The sequence below is a fragment of the Boseongicola aestuarii genome (assembly GCF_900184815.1).
In the GTDB taxonomy this organism is placed as follows: Bacteria; Pseudomonadota; Alphaproteobacteria; order Rhodobacterales; family Rhodobacteraceae; genus Boseongicola; species Boseongicola aestuarii.
On sequence record NZ_FXXQ01000002.1, the window covers coordinates 484,965 to 504,967 of the forward strand.

The 20,003-nt window shown below is 61.2% G+C and carries 22 protein-coding genes; 5 read left to right on the forward strand and 17 right to left on the reverse strand.

Going from position 1 to position 20,003, the window contains the following annotated elements; genetic code table 11:
• Positions 1 to 24 precede the first annotated feature (24 nt).
• Positions 25 to 477, forward strand: a complete 453-nt coding sequence (locus BOA8489_RS05440; protein ID WP_093972948.1) for a DMT family transporter — start codon at positions 25 to 27, stop codon at positions 475 to 477.
• On the opposite strand, the gene pheT is transcribed toward BOA8489_RS05440, so the two are convergent.
• The 7 genes from pheT to pyk form a co-directional block, all read right to left on the reverse strand.
• On the reverse strand, positions 474 to 2,870 hold the full coding sequence (pheT, locus tag BOA8489_RS05445) for a phenylalanine--tRNA ligase subunit beta (RefSeq protein WP_093972949.1): 2,397 nt from the start codon (positions 2,868 to 2,870) through the stop codon (positions 474 to 476). The two genes, BOA8489_RS05440 and pheT, sit on opposite strands and share 4 nt — an antisense overlap.
• Positions 2,867 to 3,289 carry a hypothetical protein gene (locus BOA8489_RS05450; RefSeq protein ID WP_093972950.1) on the reverse strand — a complete coding sequence of 141 codons (423 nt, stop codon included), beginning with the start codon at positions 3,287 to 3,289 and terminating at the stop codon, positions 2,867 to 2,869. The genes pheT and BOA8489_RS05450 overlap by 4 nt, the downstream gene beginning before the upstream one ends.
• Positions 3,290 to 3,407: 118 nt before the next feature.
• The gene (locus tag BOA8489_RS05455) at positions 3,408 to 3,833 is read right to left on the reverse strand and encodes an ASCH domain-containing protein (protein WP_093972951.1); all 426 of its coding nucleotides are present in this window, start codon (positions 3,831 to 3,833) and stop codon (positions 3,408 to 3,410) included.
• Positions 3,830 to 4,900, reverse strand: a complete 1,071-nt coding sequence (gene pheS / locus BOA8489_RS05460; RefSeq protein ID WP_093972952.1) for a phenylalanine--tRNA ligase subunit alpha — start codon at positions 4,898 to 4,900, stop codon at positions 3,830 to 3,832. Before pheS ends, BOA8489_RS05455 begins: the two co-directional genes overlap by 4 nt.
• A gap of 117 nt (positions 4,901 to 5,017) precedes the next feature.
• The gene (rplT, locus tag BOA8489_RS05465; protein ID WP_093972953.1) at positions 5,018 to 5,380 is read right to left on the reverse strand and encodes a 50S ribosomal protein L20; all 363 of its coding nucleotides are present in this window, start codon (positions 5,378 to 5,380) and stop codon (positions 5,018 to 5,020) included.
• 12 nt (positions 5,381 to 5,392) lie between these two features.
• A complete protein-coding gene (rpmI, locus tag BOA8489_RS05470; RefSeq protein WP_093973065.1) occupies positions 5,393 to 5,593 on the reverse strand; it encodes a 50S ribosomal protein L35 in 201 nt (66 codons plus the stop codon).
• Between the two features lie 139 nt (positions 5,594 to 5,732).
• Positions 5,733 to 7,181, reverse strand: a complete 1,449-nt coding sequence (gene pyk / locus BOA8489_RS05475; protein ID WP_093972954.1) for a pyruvate kinase — start codon at positions 7,179 to 7,181, stop codon at positions 5,733 to 5,735.
• A 105-nt stretch (positions 7,182 to 7,286) separates the two neighbouring features.
• On the opposite strand from pyk, the gene BOA8489_RS05480 reads away from it, so the two are divergent.
• Complete coding sequence (locus BOA8489_RS05480) at positions 7,287 to 8,048, forward strand: N-formylglutamate amidohydrolase (protein ID WP_093972955.1); 762 nt, start codon at positions 7,287 to 7,289, stop codon at positions 8,046 to 8,048.
• An 18-nt stretch (positions 8,049 to 8,066) separates the two neighbouring features.
• Entirely contained in the window at positions 8,067 to 8,387 is a 321-nt protein-coding gene (locus tag BOA8489_RS05485) for a DUF1244 domain-containing protein (protein WP_176440220.1), read from the forward strand.
• Here the strand turns inward: BOA8489_RS05485 and BOA8489_RS05490 are convergent.
• The 5 genes from BOA8489_RS05490 to dgcN all read right to left on the reverse strand — a co-directional run bounded on the left by BOA8489_RS05490 (position 8,384) and on the right by dgcN (position 13,681).
• On the reverse strand, positions 8,384 to 10,123 hold the full coding sequence (locus BOA8489_RS05490) for a putative bifunctional diguanylate cyclase/phosphodiesterase (RefSeq protein WP_093972957.1): 1,740 nt from the start codon (positions 10,121 to 10,123) through the stop codon (positions 8,384 to 8,386). The two genes, BOA8489_RS05485 and BOA8489_RS05490, sit on opposite strands and share 4 nt — an antisense overlap.
• Before the next feature lie 50 nt (positions 10,124 to 10,173).
• Positions 10,174 to 10,536: a PAS domain-containing protein gene (locus tag BOA8489_RS05495; RefSeq protein WP_093972958.1), complete on the reverse strand. Its 363-nt coding sequence runs from the start codon at positions 10,534 to 10,536 to the stop codon at positions 10,174 to 10,176.
• 106 nt (positions 10,537 to 10,642) lie between these two features.
• Positions 10,643 to 11,503 carry a D-amino-acid transaminase gene (locus BOA8489_RS05500; protein WP_093972959.1) on the reverse strand — a complete coding sequence of 287 codons (861 nt, stop codon included), beginning with the start codon at positions 11,501 to 11,503 and terminating at the stop codon, positions 10,643 to 10,645.
• Positions 11,504 to 11,612: 109 nt separating this feature from the next.
• Positions 11,613 to 12,578 (reverse strand): N-acetyl-D-Glu racemase DgcA, encoded by a 966-nt coding sequence (gene dgcA / locus BOA8489_RS05505; protein ID WP_093972960.1) that lies wholly within the window; start codon positions 12,576 to 12,578, stop codon positions 11,613 to 11,615.
• 101 nt (positions 12,579 to 12,679) lie between these two features.
• Positions 12,680 to 13,681, reverse strand: coding sequence for an N-acetyltransferase DgcN (gene dgcN, locus BOA8489_RS05510; protein ID WP_093972961.1), 1,002 nt, complete (start codon positions 13,679 to 13,681; stop codon positions 12,680 to 12,682).
• Between the two features lie 237 nt (positions 13,682 to 13,918).
• Between dgcN and BOA8489_RS05515 the strand changes: the two genes are divergently transcribed.
• Positions 13,919 to 14,878 carry an L-malyl-CoA/beta-methylmalyl-CoA lyase gene (locus tag BOA8489_RS05515; protein ID WP_093972962.1) on the forward strand — a complete coding sequence of 320 codons (960 nt, stop codon included), beginning with the start codon at positions 13,919 to 13,921 and terminating at the stop codon, positions 14,876 to 14,878.
• A 152-nt stretch (positions 14,879 to 15,030) separates the two neighbouring features.
• On the opposite strand, the gene BOA8489_RS05520 is transcribed toward BOA8489_RS05515, so the two are convergent.
• From BOA8489_RS05520 to BOA8489_RS05540, 5 genes are all read right to left on the reverse strand, one after another.
• Complete coding sequence (locus BOA8489_RS05520) at positions 15,031 to 15,741, reverse strand: hypothetical protein (RefSeq protein WP_093972963.1); 711 nt, start codon at positions 15,739 to 15,741, stop codon at positions 15,031 to 15,033.
• 137 nt (positions 15,742 to 15,878) lie between these two features.
• The gene (locus BOA8489_RS05525) at positions 15,879 to 16,478 is read right to left on the reverse strand and encodes a pyridoxamine 5'-phosphate oxidase family protein (RefSeq protein WP_093972964.1); all 600 of its coding nucleotides are present in this window, start codon (positions 16,476 to 16,478) and stop codon (positions 15,879 to 15,881) included.
• Positions 16,475 to 17,191, reverse strand: a complete 717-nt coding sequence (locus BOA8489_RS05530; RefSeq protein WP_093972965.1) for a lysophospholipid acyltransferase family protein — start codon at positions 17,189 to 17,191, stop codon at positions 16,475 to 16,477. The genes BOA8489_RS05525 and BOA8489_RS05530 overlap by 4 nt, the downstream gene beginning before the upstream one ends.
• A 1-nt stretch (position 17,192) precedes the next feature.
• Complete coding sequence (locus BOA8489_RS05535; RefSeq protein ID WP_093972966.1) at positions 17,193 to 18,083, reverse strand: cell division protein FtsX; 891 nt, start codon at positions 18,081 to 18,083, stop codon at positions 17,193 to 17,195.
• Entirely contained in the window at positions 18,080 to 18,772 is a 693-nt protein-coding gene (locus BOA8489_RS05540; protein ID WP_093972967.1) for a cell division ATP-binding protein FtsE, read from the reverse strand. The genes BOA8489_RS05535 and BOA8489_RS05540 overlap by 4 nt, the downstream gene beginning before the upstream one ends.
• 148 nt (positions 18,773 to 18,920) lie before the next feature.
• Between BOA8489_RS05540 and BOA8489_RS05545 the strand changes: the two genes are divergently transcribed.
• On the forward strand, positions 18,921 to 20,003 hold the full coding sequence (locus tag BOA8489_RS05545) for a zinc-ribbon domain-containing protein (protein ID WP_141138244.1): 1,083 nt from the start codon (positions 18,921 to 18,923) through the stop codon (positions 20,001 to 20,003).

Genomic DNA, 20,003 nt, shown 5'->3' on the forward strand with positions numbered 1-20,003 from the left:
CACCCAATCAAAAAGGAATTCCATATGGCACTCCACCTTTATGCTCTTGCGATCCTCATGGGCGCGATCATGTCGATCTATATCCCCATGATCTCACAATCGGCGCGCGTAATGGGGGCTGCTGTGATGGGCAATGTCCCGTTCTTCTTCGTGGCCTTCGTAACATCGGTGGTCATTGCGCTAGTCTCGGGGCAGCGCGGCGACTCCTTTCGCAAAATCGCGGATGTGCCACCATGGTTGTTCCTTGCCGGGGTCATGAGCGCGGGGATCATACTTGGCGCCACATTTCTGGTGCCACGCATCGGGACGGGCGCGTTGTTCGTGTTGTTGGTTACGGGTCAGATCCTCGCCGGACTGGCGATCAACCAGTTCGGATTGCTGGGCGTGCCCGCCCAGCCGATGACGCTTTCAATCGCCGCGGGCGCGGTTCTTGTGATCGCGGGCGCCGCGCTGGTCACATTCGGAGCGGTAACCTAGCCGCGCAGCACGCCGCCGGTTGCCTTTCCGACCTTCTCGACGATCTTGGCGCCCACGGCTTCGATCTCGTCATCCGTGAGCGTTTTGTCGGTGGGTTGCATCCGCACGGTAATCGCCAGCGATTTCTTACCATCGCCAAGGCTGCCACCGATGAACTCGTCGAACACCCTCACGTCCTCGATCAAAGTCTTATCGGCGCCGAGGGCGGCGTTGACCAGCGTCATGGCTTCGACCTTTGTATCCAGCACAAAGGCAAAATCGCGCTCGACGGCTTGCAGATCGCTCATGTGAAGCGCCCCGCGCGAGGCGGATTTGGCCTTGGGTTCAGGAATGTTCGCGATGTGGATCGCGAAGGCGACGGCGGGCCCCTTGACGCCCATTTCACGCAGAACCTTGGGATGCAATTCGCCGAACGCACCAAGCACGATCTTCGGGCCCAGCGTGATTTTCGCCGACCGGCCCGGATGCCACCACGCATTCGTGCCGCGCGCAAACTGCGTACGGGACGGCGCACCGAGGGCCGCCAGAATCGCTTCGGCGTCGGCGCGGGCGTCGAATACATCGACCGCGCGGCGTGCGCCGTGGGGGTCTTTTGGACCCGTCGCGCCGATGCGGATGCCGGTGACCAGTTGCTCCTGCTCGCCCGGTTCGCCACCTTTGAAGATCGCGCCGACTTCAAATAGCGAGACATCGGCAAAACCGCGCGACTGGTTGCGGGCCGCCGCCTGCAGAAGGCCCGCCAGATGCGTCGGGCGCATGTGGGTCATCTCGGAGCTGATCGGGTTGGCGACGCGGGTGGCGTCGGTGCCGCCGCCGAAAAGGGCCGCCGATTTCGCATCGATAAAGCTATAGGTGACGCATTCATTGTAACCCAAAGCCGCCGTGGTGCGGCGCGCGATGGCTTCGCGTTTCTGCATCGGCGTCAGAATTTGCTTGGGCACGCCAGCGGTGGCGCGGGGCATGGGTTTAGGTTCAAGCTTGGTCAGGGACTCGATCCGCGCGACCTCTTCCACGAGGTCGGCTTCGCCCTGCACGTCGCCGCGCCAGCTTGGCGGGGTCGCCATGTCGCCGTTCAGTGTAAAGCCAAGTTTCTCAAGCGTTGCGCGTTGGGTTTCGGCGGGAATGTCCATGCCGACAAGGCTTGAGCAACGATCCGTGTCCAGCTTGTAGGCCCGCGTGGTGTCGGGGACGGCCCCGGCTGTCACGACGTCGGAGGCCTCGCCACCGCAGAGGTCGAGGACCATTTGCGTGGCCAGTTCCAGACCTGGCAGAGTGAATTCAGGGTCCACGCCGCGCTCGAAACGGTGCTTGGCGTCCGAGTTGATCTTTAGTTTGCGGGCCGTGTGGGCGATGGTGATCGGGTCCCAATAGGCGGACTCCAAGAAAACGTTCACGGTGTCTTCGGTGACGCCGGATTCCTCGCCGCCCATGACACCGGCGATGCTTTCGACGGCCTTGCCGCCGGAAATGACGATCATGCCGGGCTCGAACGTGTAGGTCTTTTCGTCCAGCGCCAGAAGCTCCTCGCCGCCTGTCGCGCGATGCACGCGCAGATCGCCCTGCACGGTGTCGGCGTCAAAGACGTGCAGCGGCCGGTTGCGGTCGAAGGTCATGAAGTTGGTGATGTCGACCAGCGCGGAAATGGGCCTGAGACCGATGGCCTTGAGACGCGCCTGCAGCCACGCGGGGCTTGGGCCGTTTTTCACGCCCTTGATCACACGGCCCGCGAAATAGGGCGCGCCGTCGAGGGTGTCGTCGTCGATGGTGACCTTGATCGGGCTGGGGCCGTTGCCGGGAACAGCAGGGATCGGCTTTTCGATCTTGGTGCCGAGGCCGCGCGCGGCGAGGTCGCGGGCGATGCCTTCGACGCCCAGCGCGTCCTGACGGTTGGGCGTGATGGCGATCTCGATCACGGGATCGACGCGGGCGGGATCGTTTTCGGCAAGCCAGTCGGCGAAGGACTGGCCGACCTCGCCCGACGGCAGTTCGATGATGCCGTCGTGTTCGTCGGAAAGCTCCATCTCGCGCTCCGAGGCCATCATACCATAGCTTTCGACGCCCCGGATTTTGCCGACCTGAATGGTCGTGTCGATGCCGGGGACATAGGTGCCGGGCTTGGCGACGACGACGGTGATGCCAGCACGCGCGTTCGGCGCGCCGCAGATGATCTGCTTGGTGCCTTCGTCGGTGTCTACCATGCAGACGCGGAGCCGGTCGGCATCCGGGTGCTGCTCGGCGGTCGTGACCTTGCCGATGGTGAAATCGCGGAGTTTCTCGGCGGGGTTTTCGACGCCTTCGACTTCAAGACCGAGATCGGTCAGCGTCTCGGCGATTTCGTCAACCGAGGCGGTGGTGTCGAGGTGCTCACGGAGCCAGGAGAGGGTGAATTTCATTGTTTTTCTCCGAATTTGATCGGGAATGAGTGTTCGATATCATTCATTGTCGCAGTGGAATGCTCAAAAACATCTTTGCGCATGGACTGAAGCAAGTCCTTAAAGCTGCTGTCGATCGAAAGAGTCGATTTAGTACGGTCGAGCTGGAAAGCTGCAAGGCGCTTTAGTACTTCATCTGAAGCAACGACCGTCATATCCCCTGAAGCAATTTGAAAGCGCTCGAACTTGGAACCAGTGTCGCTGGAGTCTTGAGATTGGGCTGACGTGGCTGCGATAATCGAACTAATGAAATTCCGATAAGCATCCCGACGCATTTCGACAAGTGCATTGGAGCGATCCAGTCTTTTTTGATTCCAATAGGCAAACGCTCCGCCACAAATTGCGATAAATGCCGTAACTATGGGTATAATACCGGTCATTTTCTCAACCCAACCATCACGCCTGACCCGAAGGTGGGCGTATCACGCCCGCCCGTGGGGGCGGGGCTGGCGTGATGCGGGGCTGATGCCCCGCGGGACATATGATTAGCGGAAGCCATCACTCCCGCTCCGCCAAATCTTCGACCACCTCAAAGTGCTCAAACACCAGCATCATCTCGGGGCTAAAGTCGTAGTGCCTCCGGAAATACGTCTCGTGGTCGCGTCGCCAGCCCCAGAGGTCGTGGTTTTCACCCTCGGCCAAGGCCATTTCCTCGGTGACGTCGCAAAAGCGCACCTGCTGGACCTTCAGCGTGCGGATCACCAGCGCAGGCGTGCCGTCCCAGTTCTGGGCGATATCGCAGCGGCCGACGACCGGCATGGAACCGGGCTCGGCTTCGAAGGTGGCCAGCGCATCGCAGGTGGCGCGTTTTTTGCCCGCGCGGACCAACCCGATTAATTCCGCCGACAGCTCGGCGTTGTCGCCGAACTTGAAGCTTCCAGCACCCGGATAGGTGTCGTTCAGGTCTTCGTATTCGTCGTTCATCGCACCAGTCCGCCATGCAGCGTGGGCTGGTCCAGCGCGGCAAAGCCATAGTGGCGCAGCCAGCGCAGGTCGGAATCGAAGAAGGCGCGCAGGTCGGGGATGCCGTACTTCAGCATAGCCATGCGGTCGATGCCCATGCCGAAGGCAAAGCCCTGCCATTCGTTCGGGTCAACGCCTGCAGCGGCCAGCACCTTGGGGTGGACCATGCCCGAGCCGAGGACTTCAAGCCAGCCGTCGCCCTCGCCCACTTTGACGGTGCCGCCTTCCCATGAGCACTGGATGTCGACCTCGGCCGAAGGTTCCGTGAACGGGAAGTGCGAGGCGCGGAAGCGGGTTTTGACCTTGGTGCCGAAGAAGGCCGAGAAGAATTCCTCAAGGACCCATTTGAGGTTGGCCATCGAAATGTCGCGGTCAATGGCGAGGCCTTCGACCTGATGGAACATCGGGGTGTGGGTCTGGTCATAGTCGGCGCGATAGACGCGGCCCGGGCAGATGATGCGGATCGGCGCGCCGGCGTCCTGCATCGAGCGGATCTGGACGGGGGATGTATGCGTGCGCAACACGTGCGGCGGGCGATTGTCGCCTTCTTCGCGGTGCATATAAAAGGTGTCCATCTCGGTGCGCGCGGGGTGGTGACCGGGGATGTTCAGGGCGTCGAAATTGTACCAGTCGGTCTCAACCTGCGGGCCTTCGGCGACGGCAAAGCCCATGTCGGCGAGGATGGCGGTGACTTCCTCGGTGACCTGACTGACGGGGTGGATCGTGCCTTGCGGGCGCTGGCGCGCGGGCAAAGTGACGTCGAGCCATTCGTCGCGCAGACGCGCATCGAGGGCGGCGTCTTCAAGCGCGGATTTCTTGGCGGCAAGAGCCGAGTTGATCTCGTCCTTCAGCGCATTCAGCGCGGGGCCTGCGACCTGACGCTCTTCGGGCGTCATGCGGCCCAACTCGCGCATTTTGAGGGACACTTCGCCCTTCTTGCCAACAGCTGTGACGCGCAGGTCTTCCAGCGCGCTTTCGTCAGCGGCGTCTGCGATTGCACTCAGATATTTCTGCCGAAGATCGTCCATCCGGACCCCCTTGGATTGATCCCTGCCCTGCTAGCCAGCAAGGGCCTGAAAGACAAGAAGCCGCGAGACCTTAAAAAGGTCCGCGGCTTCCTAAAACTTGATCCCTGACGGGATGTGTTACGCGAGCGCGGCCTTCGCCTTTTCGACGATGGCTCCAAATGCTTCGGGTTCGTGCACGGCGAGGTCGGCGAGGACCTTGCGATCCACTTCGACACCAGCCAGCGACAGGCCGTTGATGAAGCGCGAGTATGTCAGTGCCTCATCGTGGCTGCGCACGGCGGCGTTGATCCGCTGAATCCACAGCGCGCGGAAGTTGCGCTTGCGGTTCTTGCGGTCACGCGTTGCGTACTGGTTTGCCTTGTCGACGGCCTGACGGGCCACCTTGAAGGTGTTCTTGCGACGGCCGTAATAGCCTTTTGCGGCGTCGGTAACTTTTTTATGGCGGGCGTGGGTGACTGTGCCACCTTTGGTTCTAGGCATCTCTCAAGCTCCTCAGCGTGCGTATGGCATATAGGATTTGGCCAACTTCTGGTCGGGATCGCTCAGCACGCGTGTGCCGCGGGCGTTCCGCAGAAACTTGTTGGACCGCTTGATCATGCCGTGGCGTTTGCCGGCCGATCCGCCGATGACCTTACCGGTCGCCGACACTTTGAAGCGCTTTTTGGCGCTCGACTTCGTCTTCATCTTAGGCATTTCCATCTCCTTCTTTCGGACGGTTCAAAAGCGCCCTCGGCATGCCACTTTAGCCGGGGTGCTCGTCGGAAGTGCGCGAGATAGCCGCGAAACGGCTGTCTGGCAAGGGTAAAATCACCGTTTTCAGGCGATAAGGCTGTCAGTCCGGGTCGGCCGGCAGGATCAACCGCTCATCACAAGGCGCAACACGCAGAATGTTGGTCGTTCCAGACTGGCCGAAAGGCACACCGGCAGTGACGACCAGATGGTCGGTCGGTTCGGCGAAACCCTCAGTGCGGGCGGCGCGGGCGGCGTTCAGGACGGCTTCCTTGAAGCGGGAAACCTCATTTGTCTTGACGCAGTGCAAACCCCAGGTCAGCGCCATGCGGCGGGCCGTTCCCATCAGCGATGTCATCGCGATAATCGGCACTGCGGGACGTTCGCGAGCGACCAGAGACGCAGTCTTTCCGGACTGCGAGAAGCAACAAATCACTTTGATATCAGCGGTTTCCGCAATTTCGCGGGCGGCGGACACGATGCCGTCGGCGACGGACTGCTTGACGCCGCCACGGCTGGCTTCGATCACCTCGCGGTAGGTCGGATCGCTTTCGACCTCAAGCGCGACGGCGTTCATCGTCTGCACGGCTTCGACCGGGAAATCACCGGCGGCACTTTCCGCCGAAAGCATCACGGCGTCGGCGCCTTCGTAGATCGCTGCAGCCACGTCCGAGACCTCGGCGCGGGTCGGAATCGGGCTTTCGATCATCGATTCGAGCATCTGCGTGGCCACGATCACCGGCTTGGCCGCCGCGCGGCACTTGCGTATCAGGCGCTTTTGGATCGGCGGAACGTTCTGAACCGGCAATTCGACACCAAGGTCACCGCGCGCAACCATGATGCCGTCCGACACCGCAAGGATGTCGTCAAAGGCGAGAACCGCAGCGGGCTTTTCGATCTTCGACAGGACCGCGGCGCGCCCCTGGGCAAGCTCGCGCGCTTCGGCCACGTCGGCGGGGCGCTGCACAAAGCTCAGTGCCAGCCAGTCGACGCCAAGGCGGCAAACGAACTCGAGATCCTTGCGATCCTTGGCCGACAGGGCCGCCAGTGGCAGGACCACGTCCGGCACGTTCACACCTTTGCGGTTTGAGATCGTGCCGCCAACGGCCACGACGCAATCCGCGAAATCTTTGCCGCATTTTTCGACCTTCAGCCTTATCTTGCCGTCGTTCACCAACAGGCTTGAACCCGGCTCCAAGGCTTCGAAGATCTCTTTGTGGGGCAACTGGACGCGGGTGTTGCTGCCCGGTGCGGCGTCCAGATCAAGGCGGAACGCCTGACCGACCACAAGATCTTCGCCGTCCTCGTTGGCGAACACACCCACCCGCAGTTTCGGGCCCTGAAGGTCAGCAAGGATGCCGATCGGACGCCCTGTTTCTGCTTCGATCTCGCGGATGATGCGGTGACGCTCTCCGATCTCCGAATGCTCGCCATGGCTCATGTTCAGGCGGAACACATCGGCACCGGCGTCAAACAGCGCACGGATCATCTTTTTGTCGCTGGAAGCAGGGCCGAGGGTGGCAACAATCTTCACGTTGCGCTGGCGTCTCATGAGCGGAACTCCTCGTTCGGGCTAAACTGGTTTTGCAGGCTTATTGCAGCAAATGTTAGCGCGTGACAACTGGCGCTTTTGCAGAGGGGGCGATACAGACGGCTCATGCAGGGCGAACACCACAATTTATCTTGGGAACCATACCATGTTTTGGGCGGCGATCGCGCTTCCCGTTGGCTGATCGTGTGTGACCACGCCCGAAACCGGGTGCCGGACTGGGTGAACGGGGGCGATCTTGGCATCGCGGCCGAGGACATGCAGCGCCATATCGCTTTTGATATCGGGGCGGCCGGTGTGGCCAAGCGGCTGGCCGAGTTGTTGGGTGCGCCTGCAATCCTGAGCAACTTTTCGCGGCTTGTGATCGACCCGAATCGGGGCGAGGACGATCCGACGCTGGTAATGCAGCTTTATGACGGCACTTTGATTGCCGGCAACCGCGGCATTTCACAGGCCAGCATCAATGAGCGGCTGGAGCGGTGTTACCGACCCTATCATGAAGCCGTGACAGATTTGGCCGCGCGCCACGACGATACGGTGATCGTTTCGGTGCATTCGTTCACGCCCCGGTTTCGCGGACGGCCCATGCGGCCATGGCACTGTGGGCTGCTTTATGGCGGTGATACGCGACTGTCGCTGCCTCTGGTGCAGCTTTTGGAACAGGTGCCCGGACTGGTCGTGGGGGCGAACAAACCTTATTCGGGACATCTGATCGGGGACACGATTTATCGCCATGCTATTGTACCCGGGCGGCAGAACACCTTGATTGAGGTCAGGAACGACCTGATTGAATCCGACGCGGGTCAGGCCGAATGGGCAGAGCGTTTTGCTAAGCTTTTGCCCAAGGCGCTGGCGGCGGCGGAAAGCTGAGGAGCGACGCGAATGACCATCGACGAACAGACCCGAATCGAGCTTGAGGCCGCAGCGTTTCGGCGCCTGCAAAAGCACCTGCAGGAAGATCGAACGGATGTGCAGAACATCGACATGATGAACCTCACCGGCTTTTGCCGGAACTGCCTGTCTCGCTGGTATCAGGAGGCCGCCGCTGAGCGTGGGATCGAAATGTCGAAAGACGAAGGGCGGGAAGCGTTCTACGGAATGCCGTTTGCCCAGTGGCGCGACCGCTACCAGACCGAAGCAAGCGATGCTCAAAAACAGGCGTTCGAAGTGGCGTTCGAGGAAAACGTCGGGTCCAAGAAGACGTCCTAACTTGCGTTGGCCGCGCGCGAGGACTGCGCTGGCCACCAATCCGCGAGAACCTCATCAAGCAGCGCAGGACGGCCGAAGTGAAAGCCCTGAAACCTGTCGCAGCCAAGAACGCGAAGGATATCCGCGTGGGCTTTTGTCTCAATGCCTTCGGCGGTGACTTCAATGTCCAGTGCGCCCGCCAGATCAATGATCGCGCGCACCATGGCGGCCGAGCGTGACGATGTTGTGACCGGTTCGATAAGACGACGGTCGATCTTCAGGCGATCGGGCGACACCTGTCCAAGAGCTATGATCGAGGCATGACCGCTGCCGAAGTCGTCGACTTCAAGGAAAACACCTGCGTCGCGCAGGGCATCCAGTTGCAAGGTCGTGGCGTCGTCCTGTTCGTCCAGAAAGATTGACTCAAGCAATTCGAATGCGATCCTGCCGGGATATTGTGACGCCTTCTGTGCAGCTTCGACAACGCCGCGCGACATAAGCCGCCTGTGGGAAATGTTGAAAGACAAGGACGGTGGCGGAACAGATCTGAACGCCACACCGCATTCCGCCAGCGCGGTCTCGAACACCAGATGGTCGATCCGGTCCACGACTTCGAGGTCTTCGGCAATCGGCAGGAACCGGTCGGGTGTGATCAGGCCAAGGCGCGGGTGACGCCAGCGCGCCAGTGCTTCAAGACCGACCGGTTGTCCGGTCTGGGCGTCAATCTGAACCTGATAGAACGGGATGATTTCACGCGCATCGAGACCCCGCAAAAGCTCATCCGACAGCGATTTAAGCTCGGTCATTTCAAGGAAATCGGTTCGGTCAAACCGCTGTGCCCGGCCCCGGCCGAGTGATTTCGCCTTGTAGAGCGCGATATCGGAATCGGTCAGCAGATCGGCCTCATCTGAGACATCCGTCGAAGCCAGACCGATGCTTGTGCCGATACGATACTCGACACCATCGACCATCACGGGGCGCCAGAAGGCGGCGACGATGATATCGGCAAGCTTATCCGGGGGGAGGGTATGATCTTTGGTGCAATGGCGCAGGATCACGAACTCGTCGCCGCCGGTGCGCACCAGCGTATCGGTGTCAAGAACGAGGTTCCGCAGGATTTCCGCAACCCGGCAAAGCACCGCGTCGCCAACGGCGTGCCCGCGAGTATCATTGATCTGCTTGAAGCGATCGAGATCCAGGTGAAGGGCGGTAATGTGCCCACCGTTCTGGCGGCGGATCGCGCTTAGGCGGGCAAGTTCTTCGTTCAGGAATCGCCGGTTTCCCAGCCCGGTCAGCGAGTCATGATAAGCTTGGTGGTGGGCAATTTCATGCGCCTGCTCAAGCTGACGTGCATAGGATTCGCGCGCCAGCCGGGCGGTTTCCAGTTCGGTGATATCCGTCGCGATCACCAGCGTGTCGCCAATCGGCGTCTTGTGGCTGGTCGCCTTGTGGACCCGGCCGTTTGTGAACCGGGTAATATCGCGGATGGACCCGGCGCGCAGCGCCTTTGCCGAAGCTTCAGCCCAAGCTTCTTCGCGACCCACGGAATCCTCGAAAAGGCCGGAATGCGCGGCCAGACGCATGAAGTCCTCCAGCGGGGTTCCCGGCGGAAGCGGTTCTTGCCGGTTTATCAGACTACGCGCAAAGGCATCATTGGACACGACGAGGTGAAAATCCTTGTCCCAGATCGCGAAGGGGCCCTCCAAGCCGTTCAGCGCGGTCAGCAGCCGGTCCTGCAGAAGCTGGACTTCGCCCACGGCATTGTCGCGTTCCTTCAGCGCAATTTCCGCAGCCCTTTCACGTTGCTTCAGGGCATCCAGATCGCGGCAGAGTAATGCCCGCCTTCAACCGGGACCACGAACATCATGACGCTTGTCCAGACCGATTGCCCTTCTTTGGTACGGCAGTAGGTTTCACTGTGAATATGCTGGTCCCCGGCTTCCAGCGCGGGTTCTACCGAAGCAATGAACGCATCTAAATGCGCGGGATCATTGACCAGACTGGCTTCGCGCCCGATCACTTCGTCGGCAGGATAACCGAACAAGTCGGTGTAGGCGTTGTTGATCCAAAGCAGCTTGGCTTCGCCATCGTCAACCCCACGAAACCCAATAGCAATCGCATCACCCGCGAGCGATGCAAATGAAGTCAGAATTTCGTCAAGGTTCGTCACGACTTACCGGCCCGCCAACAGTGAAGCGCCCGGATAAGGCGGCGGGTTTAAGGGTTTCCCAAATACCCTCGGGTAGAATAATTCGAAATCGATCTATCCCCGGAAATTACAGGGCCGTCTTGCGGCTTTCATCCAGATAAATCTCGCGCAGGCGCGCCGCGACAGGCCCCGGCTTACCGTCGCCCAGAGCCGCGCCGTCAATCTCGACGACCGGCATCACAAATGTCGACGCCGAGGTGATGAAGGCCTCATCGGCGTCCTTGGCCTCATCGATTGTGAACGCGCGTTCCTCGACAACCATTTGCGCCTCTTTAGCAAACCGCAGGACCGCGGCACGGGTGATACCGTGCAGGATTTCATTCGACAGGTGCCGCGTGATGATCTTGCCGTCCTTCACGATATAAGCGTTGTTCGAGGTCCCTTCGGTAACGTGGCAATCTTCAATCATCCAGGCATCATCGCAGCCCGCGGCCTTGGCCATCATCTTGCCCATCGAAGGATAAAGAAGCTGCACGGTCTTGATGTCGCGGCGCGCCCAGCGCTGGTCCTCGATCGAGATGACTCTGAGACCCTTTTTTGCAGCCGGGCTGTCGGCGATGGACTTGGCCTGCGTGAAAAGCACCAGCGACGACGGAACCTTTTCGGGGTCCGGGAACGCGAAATCCCGATCCGCATCAGCGCCTCGCGTGACCTGCAGGTAAATCATTCCCTCGGTCAGATCATTGCGCACGATCAGTTCCCTGTGGATATCCAGAAGCGCCTCCATCGAGACCGGAGCGGCCATGTCAAGCTCGCTCAGCGAGCGTTCGAGACGACGCGCATGGCCAGCAAAGTCGAGAAGCTTGCCCTCAAGGACGCTGGTGACTTCATAAACGCCGTCCGCAAAGAGAAAGCCCCTGTCGAACACCGAAACCTTGGCCTGATCTTCTGGGACATAATCGCCGTTGACGTAAACGATGCGAGTCATGGGTTGGGTTCTCCGACTAGAGGGCAGTGAGATGTGGCATGGCGCACGGAGGGGCCAGCCCCTCCGAACCTCCCCGGGATATTTTCCAACAGAAGAAGGTGCAAGAGGCTTAACCCCAAAGCGCGGATTCCGGGGGATGCAGGCCCTCGGCATCATAGGCCAGCGGCGGGGTCCGGTCTTCGGCCAGCAGGAGCGGTCCGTCGAGATCGACGAAGGCGGCGCCTTCGGCCAGCAGCGTTGCGGGCGCCATGGCCAGGGACGTACCGACCATACACCCGATCATGAGGCCGTAACCCTGCGCGAGGGCTGCCTGTTTCAGCGCCAGCGCTTCGGTCAGTCCGCCCGTCTTGTCGAGTTTGATGTTGGCGATGTCGTATTTACCTTTGAGCGCCGGAAGCGACACGCGGTCATGACAGCTTTCATCAGCGCAAACCGGAAGGGGGCGCGCGATCTCGGCAAGCATGTCATCCTTTTCAGCGGGCAGCGGTTGTTCGACCAGCAACACGCCAAGCCGCAAGAGGTGCGGGGCAAGCTCGGTATAGACCTCGGCAGTCCAGCCCTCATTGGCGTCGACGATGATATCGGTAAGCGGCGCACCACGCCGCACCGCTTCGAGGCGGTTCATATCGTCGGGGGTCCCAAGTTTGATTTTCAGGAGGGGACGATGCGCATGGCGCGCCGCAGCTGCCTCCATGTTTTCAGGCGAATCCAGCGATAACGTAAAGGCCGTTTTCAAAGGACCGGGCGCCGGCACCCCCGCCAAATCCCAGACACGCGCACCCGCGCGCTTGGCTTCCATATCCCACATCGCGCAATCAACCGCATTGCGCGCAGCCCCCGCCGGCAATGCCTCCTGCAGCGCGCGCCGCGTGATCGTACCGGGCAACGCCAGAATTTCGGCCATCACACTCTCGACGGTCTCGCCGTAGCGCGCGTAGGGCACACATTCGCCATGCCCTTCGACTTGGCCATCCGACACCGTTACGGTCAACACAACCGCGGCGTCCCGAGACCCTCGCGAGATCGTAAACGTCTCTGCAAGTCGAAACTGCTCGGGAACTACGGAAATGCTCAAAGACAAAAAGCCGTCCTCATTCTTTGGGTCTGAAAAATCCCAGGGGGTGTGGGGGACAGCGTCCCCCACCTACAGCGACGAGCCATAGGCTCGGCGCAATCCTAAATCACGCTCAGAGCGTCAACCAGACGTGCCGCTCCATGCCGGTATGGATCAACAGTCGGCAGCCCCATCCGGTCTTCGATTTCGGCGCATAATGCCAGCGCCTCGTCATCGCCCAACGCTTTTGTATTGACCGAAACACCCGCAACCACACAAGCCGGATTTGCGATCCGCGCTAGCGGCAGTGCCATGTCACGCAATTCCTCGAGTTTTGGCAAACCAAACCCTGGCAAGCCGCGCATGTGCGTGCGGGTCGGCTCATGGGCAAGGATCAGTGCGTCCGGTTGACCTCCGTGGATCAATGCCATCGTCACGCCGGAATACGACACATGCCAGAGACTGCCCTGCCCTTCGATATGATCCCAGTGATCCGCTTCGGCATCAGGCGTCAGCCATTCGACGGCACCCGCCATGAAATCCGCCACAACGGCGTCCAGCGGCACGCCTTTGCCGGTGATCAGGATGCCAGTCTGCCCGGTTGGCCGAAACGTCGACTTCATGCCGCGCTTTTGCATTTCGGCGTCCATCGCAAGGCCGGTATACATCTTGCCAACCGAACAATCCGTCCCGATCGCGAGGCAGCGCTTGCCGGTGCGCTTCACACCGTTTGCAATCGGATAGGCAACGGTCGGGATCCGCACGTCATGAAGGGTCGCGCCGGTCCGGGCCGAGGTTGCCTTCAACAACTTCTCGTCGCGCAACAGATTGTGCAAACCGCTGGCGAGATCGAAACCGATCTCCATCGCTTCGGCCAGCACGCGCAGCCAGGCGTCCGAGATGACCCCCCCGCGGTTGGCCACACCGACCACAAGCGTGCGCGCGCCCTTATCATAAGCCTCTTGCAGCGACATGTCCGGCGCACCGACATCCGCATTGCAGCCTTCCATGCGGAACTGTCCCACGACACTGTCAGGGTTCCAGTCCTTGATCCCTTGCGCGACCTTGGCGGCGAGGTTGTCGTGGGCGTCTCCGAGGAAGAGGAGGTATGGAGTGCGAATCATGATAAGTCCTCTGTTGCGTTCGCGCGATATTGTGCGCCTTGCGATGCAATAAGCTTGCAATCTTCCCTGAATACACGGATTTTGTCTGATTAATCCTTGAATTTCCGCCTCTTTGTCGAAGATTCTTGCGCGACCTGTCAGTCTGACCCATTTTTCTGCACCTGCAAAACAACCCTTGAAGGACTTTGCGCAACATAATATCAGTCCGGAAATTCGAAACGAAAGAAAGTTACGCGTATGTCGTTCCGCCTACAGCCTGCCGCCCCTGCCCGCCCGAACCGTTGCCAGCTCTTCGGCCCCGGCTCGCGGCCTGCGCTTTTCGAGAAGATGGCGGCGTCGGATGCGGATGTGATCAACCTCGATCTTGAGGACTCGGTGGCTCCGGCAGACAAGGATGAGGCACGCCGGAACATCATTCAGGCGACCCATGATGTGGACTGGAACACGAAATATCTGACGGTCCGGATCAACGGCTTGGACACGCCCTACTGGTATCGCGATGTCGTCGATCTGCTGGAAAACGCCAGTGACCGGCTGGACCAGATCATGATCCCCAAGGTTGGCTGCGCGGCGGATGTCTATGCCGTGGACGCGCTGGTGACGGCGATCGAGACGGCCAAGGGGCGCAGGAAACCAATCAGCCTTGAGGTCATTATCGAGACAGCCGCAGGCATCGCCCATGTCGAAGAAATCGCCGCAAGTTCCCCGCGTTTACAGGCGATGAGCCTTGGCGCGGCGGATTTCGCGGCCTCGATGGGAATGCAGACGACAGGCATCGGCGGCACGCAGGAGAACTATTACATGCACCGAGACGGCCAGAAATACTGGTCCGATCCGTGGCACTGGGCGCAAACCGCGATCGTCGCGGCGTGCCGCACGCATGGGGTCTTGCCGGTGGACGGACCCTTCGGTGATTTCAGTGATGACGAAGGCTTTCGCGCGCAGGCACGCCGTTCGGCAACGCTGGGAATGGTCGGCAAATGGGCAATCCATCCAAAGCAGATCGCCATCGCCAACGAGGTCTTCACACCCTCTGATGAGGCCGTCGCCGAGGCCCGCGAAATCCTTGCCGCGATGGAAGACGCGCAGTCGACCGGCGCGGGTGCGGCTGTTTACAAGGGACGGCTTGTCGACATAGCAAGCGTGCGCCAGGCCGAGGTGATCGTGCGGCAGGCCGAGATGATTGCCAAAGGTTAAGAGACGTTCAGCACGGCGCGTACGGCCGGGGATTGTTGCAGTCGCAGCATCATCGGAATGCGACGTCCGTCCTGTTTCGGTATCACGTCGGCGCGCCCTTACGCTGCAAAGAATGACCTTTTAAAGCGCGGTCGCTGTCCGTGCCTGCCCGATCATTGCAACCCGATGCGCTCGAGGAAGCGATCGGCCGCGGCTTGGATCGCGCTGTCACGGGTCTGGCCCGGAACGACGGTCACGGCGATCCGGTGGCGGACTTCGCGGGCGGTGGCGTCCTGACGTGAAAAATCCGACTCGATGGAATCGATCGGGCGCGAGAAAACCGGCGAGCGGTCATCCGAGAGCGTGACGTCAAAGCTCATCGAATAGTTCATTTCGCGCGGTGCGCTGCCCGCATGCCCTACCAGAACGTCGGTTTCCGTGACCCATTCGACCAGACCGAGACCGCCCTCGATATAGCGAAGGCCCGTGGCGGTCAGCGGTTGCTCCGGGCTTGCACAGGCAGCGGTCGCACCGAAGGTGTGGGTGATGCGGAATTCCATACGCCGCAAGGCCGTGCCTTCCGGCACGCGGTCCCGACGCAGGGTCAGATCGGTGGACGCAATAGGAATGGTCAGCGTGACGCCGCCACCAGTGGATTCCGAAACGCGCACCAGAAGATTGAGCGTGATATCCGCCTTTTTGGCGGTGAAGGCCGGATTGGCGCGCGCCGCGACTGCATCAAGTTCGCATTGCGCCGCGGCCAATACGTCGGCGGCACGCAGATAATCCTCAGGGCCGCCGGGCGGTGTCAGTTCGGGCGGTTCGCTTTCACAGCCAGCAAGCGCGACGAAAACCGCGAGTGCGAAAGATCTGGGAAGCGCCATTCTGGACCCTTTTTTGCCACGACCGGAGGCTCGGCGTCGGTACTCTACGCTAAATCGGAGCGCTGCGTTCAGCAAGAGAAGAAGTGGTGTTTCAGGCCTGCGCCGACCGCGCTGCGCGAGCGTGCGGTGCGTCCGGCCTACCACATAGTTTTCTGCGCGCGCTCGGACCATTCCGCGTCGTATTCCGCGCCGCCGACCTCGCCTGCTGTGGCTTCTTTCAGCATCTCGCCGGGCGTTGGAAGGGCAGCACTTTCATCGCCCGCCGTCCAGAGGCCGGCACGCAGGATGGCGCGGGCGCATTGGAAATAGATCTCGGTGATGTCGATCAGAATGACCGAACGCGGATGCGCGCCGTCGCGTTCGAACCGGGCAAGCATGTCGGCGTCTGCGGTGATCCGAGCGGTGCCGTTCAGGCGCACGACGCTGGTCGATCCGGGCACCATGAACATCAGCGACACGCGCGGGTCTCGGACGATATTTCTAAGTGAATCCATGCGGTTATTGCCGCGCCAGTCAGGCATTGCGAGGGTCTGCGCGTCGATCTCGGTCACCACCGGGCCATCATCGCCGCGCGGGCTGCCGTCGGTGCCTTCGGGACCAACGGTGGTCAGAACGCAAAAGCGGCTGGCCATGATCCAGCGGCGATAGACCGGGGTCATCCGGTGCGCGACTTTGCGCAGGCTGGCGGCACCCGGCTTGGCGTAAAGCGCCTCAAGCTCTTCAATGGTCGTGATCATTTGGGCGCGCGCGCTTCGGCGAGCAGGCTGTCGGATTTGCTTTCGACCACGTCTTCAAGTTTCACCATGAATTCCTTCACACCAAAACCCGGCGGGATGGGGTCGAGGAACTCGACAACAGCCGTTCCGGGCTTGCGCAAAAAGCCGCGCTTGGGCCAGAAGTGACCAATGTTGGTGGCGACGGGCACACAGGGCTGGCCAAGCTGGTCGTAAAGGATGCCAGTGCCTGCCTTATACGGCTTTTTGTCATCAGGTGCGACTCGGGTGCCTTGGGGATAGATCACCAGCTGTCCGGGATCGGCGCGGCCCTTTTCGACGTCGGCTTTCATCTTGATGATGGCCTGTCCGCGCTTGCCGCGGTCGACCGGGATGCAGCCAACCCGCAGGGAATACCATCCAAGGAGCGGGGCATAGATCAGCTCGCGTTTCATGATGAACTTGCCGCGCGGGATGGCGCCGTAGATCACGATGATGTCGAAGAAGGACTGATGTTTGGCCGCGACCATAACTTCGTCGGTGGGCGGCGTGCCGCGAATTTCGACCTTGAGGCCGATCATCCACGAAGCGCACCAGATGATGAACCCACACCAGGCCTGGGTGGCTTTGACGGCATATTTTGCGTCGTAGATAGCGAAGGGGGCATAGGCGACCGCGTAGACCAGCATGGACAGGTACATCGTGACGTTGAACAGCATTGAGCGGGCAAGTTGCATATTATCCGGCCTCTTTCAGGCGACGCGCGGCGGCGGCGCGGGTGGCGACAAAGGCAAGCACGGCGGCGGCTGGCGGAACGAGGAGAGGCCATATCCACTCAAGGCCGTAAAAACCAACCGCGCTGGCAAGGCCCCCGCCTGCGACAGTGGGGATCAGAGCGACGGCGACGAGGCCAGTCAGCGCACCAGCAGCCGCGCCGCCGAGCGTGCGGAGCGTGAAACGGCGAGTGAAGGCGCGGCTGATATAGCGGTCCTCGGCCCCAACAAGGCGCAACACGTCGATAACCTGACCGTTGGCCGAGATCGCAGCCGAGGCGGCAAGCGCGACGGTGACGCCGGTCACGCCAGCGATCAGGATCAGCGCGATCAGCGACAGGCTGCGCAGGCCTTGCGCCGCATCCACCATCGGCGCGCGCCAGCGGCCATGGTCGTCGTAGACCGCCCCCGGCGCTTCGGCGGCAAGGCGTTGGCGCAAGCCGATCACGTCCGGGCCGTCTTCGGTCAGCGTCACGTCGATCAGGATCGGCAGGCGCAGCGTTTCAAGCGGCAGATCGGTGCCGAACCAGGGCTGCAAGAGCAAGGCTTGCTCGTCGTCCGACAAGCGACGGGTGCCGCCAATGCCGGGCGTTTGCGCAAGGATGGTCTCCACCGTATCGGCCTGCACATCCGCCATTTCGGCGGGCGCGGAAATGCGTACCGTGGCGCTGTCCGAAAGCGAGGCCTCCCATTCGGCGGCTTGCCGGCCTGCCGACAGCGCAAGGGCCAGCACGAACACCGCAAGGAAAGCCATGGCGGCAGCGCAGGCGATGGTCAGCACGGCCGTGTAGCCAGTGCGCGGCACGACGCTTTCAGCGGATTTGTCGCCTTGCAGCAGGGTCAGAAGCGCATTCAAAGTTCGGCCCCTGCAAGTTCGACTCCGCCGTCGCGCAGCCGCAGAACGCGCGCAGAAACGCGGGTTTTCGCTTGCCTTATCAGAGACATATCGTGGGTCGCGCATAGCACGGTTTTGCCAAGGCGGTTCAATTCGATCAAAAGCCCGAGGATCTTCAGCGACATTTCCCAGTCGACATTGCCCGTGGGTTCATCGGCCAGAATGATGTCGGGCGACAGGATCACGGCACGCGCAAGAGCGGCGCGTTGGCGTTCCCCGCCGGAAAGTTCGGGCGGTCGGTGATCGGCCAGCGCCTTCAGACCGACCCAACCCAAAAGATCATCCATATCCGCACGCGCGCGCTCCACATTGCCCCCGGAAACGGTGACCGGCAGCAGGATGTTTTCGGCGACACTAAGATGGTCGATGAACCGGCAGTCCTGATGCACCACGCCGATGCGGCGGCGCAAAAGGGCGATGGTGTCCCGGTCCATGTGACCGGTGTCGTCGTCAAAGAAGGTGACGCGGCCCTCGGTAGGCCGCAATTCGCCGTAACAGAGCTTGATGAGCGTGGTCTTGCCCGCGCCGGATGGTCCTGTGAGGAAGTGAAAACTGCCCGGCGCAAGCTGAAGGGACACGTCCCGAAAGAGCGTGCGGCCAGAGTAACTCATGGCGGCTGAGGTCAGCTCGATTGCGGATGGGTCTGCCATGTCGCGATGCTTTTGCCCCAGACGCGTGTCCGGTGCAACGATGCTTTGAGTTCGGCGGGGAAAGTGTTAAACGTTGTTGAACGCTGAAACGGGCCGTGGTGAACATCGGGCCGGCAGCAGTGAGGCTGAAAAGAGCAAGGTCCTGAAGATGCGATTGATCTGTCCGAATTGCACCGCGCAATACGAAGTCGACGCAAGCATGATCCCCGACGAGGGGCGCGACGTGCAATGCTCGAACTGTGGGCATACCTGGTACGAACTTGCCCCCGCCAAGGAGACTTTGGCGGCTGAGGCGGATTCGGCGCCTAGGGTCGACCCCGAGCCATGGGAAACACCCGAAGCGGAAACTGCGGTTGAGCCGGACGTGGAATTCGAACCGGAAATGGAACCCGCCGCGGAATACGAGCCTGAGCCTGAGCCTGAGCCTGAGCCTGAGCCTGAGCCTGAGCCTGAGCCTGAGCCTGAGCCTGAGCCTGAGCCTGAGCCTGAAATCATCGCGCAGGCTGAGGAACCGCAAGAGGATAATTCCGATTGGGACGACGACACGGACGCGGATTGGGAGAAAGACGACGCCCCCGAACCGGTGGCGGCCTCGAAACCCAAGCCCGAGGTCGAGAAAGACGACGACAAGGACGATAGCTGGGACTGGCCGGAAACGCGGTTGGTGTCACCCGCCGCGGACCCCGACCCATCGTCCGGCAAGCCTTCCAATCTGAGGCGCCCGGCGGATGTGGCAGCGATGGATTTGCTGCGCGAAGAGGCCGACCGCGAGATCGCCAAGCGCAAGTCTTCGACCCCGTCGACGCTCGAAGTGCAAACCGACTTCACCCTGACCGCGCCCGAGGACGAAGAAACGCCATCGCGGGCACTTAAAGCGCGTATGGCGCGTCTGGACACCCGCGATGCCATGGCCGAGGCAGAAAGCGACTATGTCGAGCCACGCCGGGAATTGCTGCCGGACATGGACGAGATCAACTCCACATTGCGTCCCGGCACCGGTGAAAACACGCGCCACGCACGCACGCCCGAACAGGAGATCGAGCACCGCAAGGGGTTCCGTCTTGGGTTCGTCGCCTCTGTCGGGATCGCGGCTGTGCTGGTCATTGCCTATGTCTGGGCACCGACGATTGCGGCGGCTGTGCCCGGCACCGAAAGCTTGCTGATTTCCTATGTCGATGCGGCGAACGCGGCGCGGGACGCGCTTGATACGTTGTTTGGCGGCGGTGTCTGA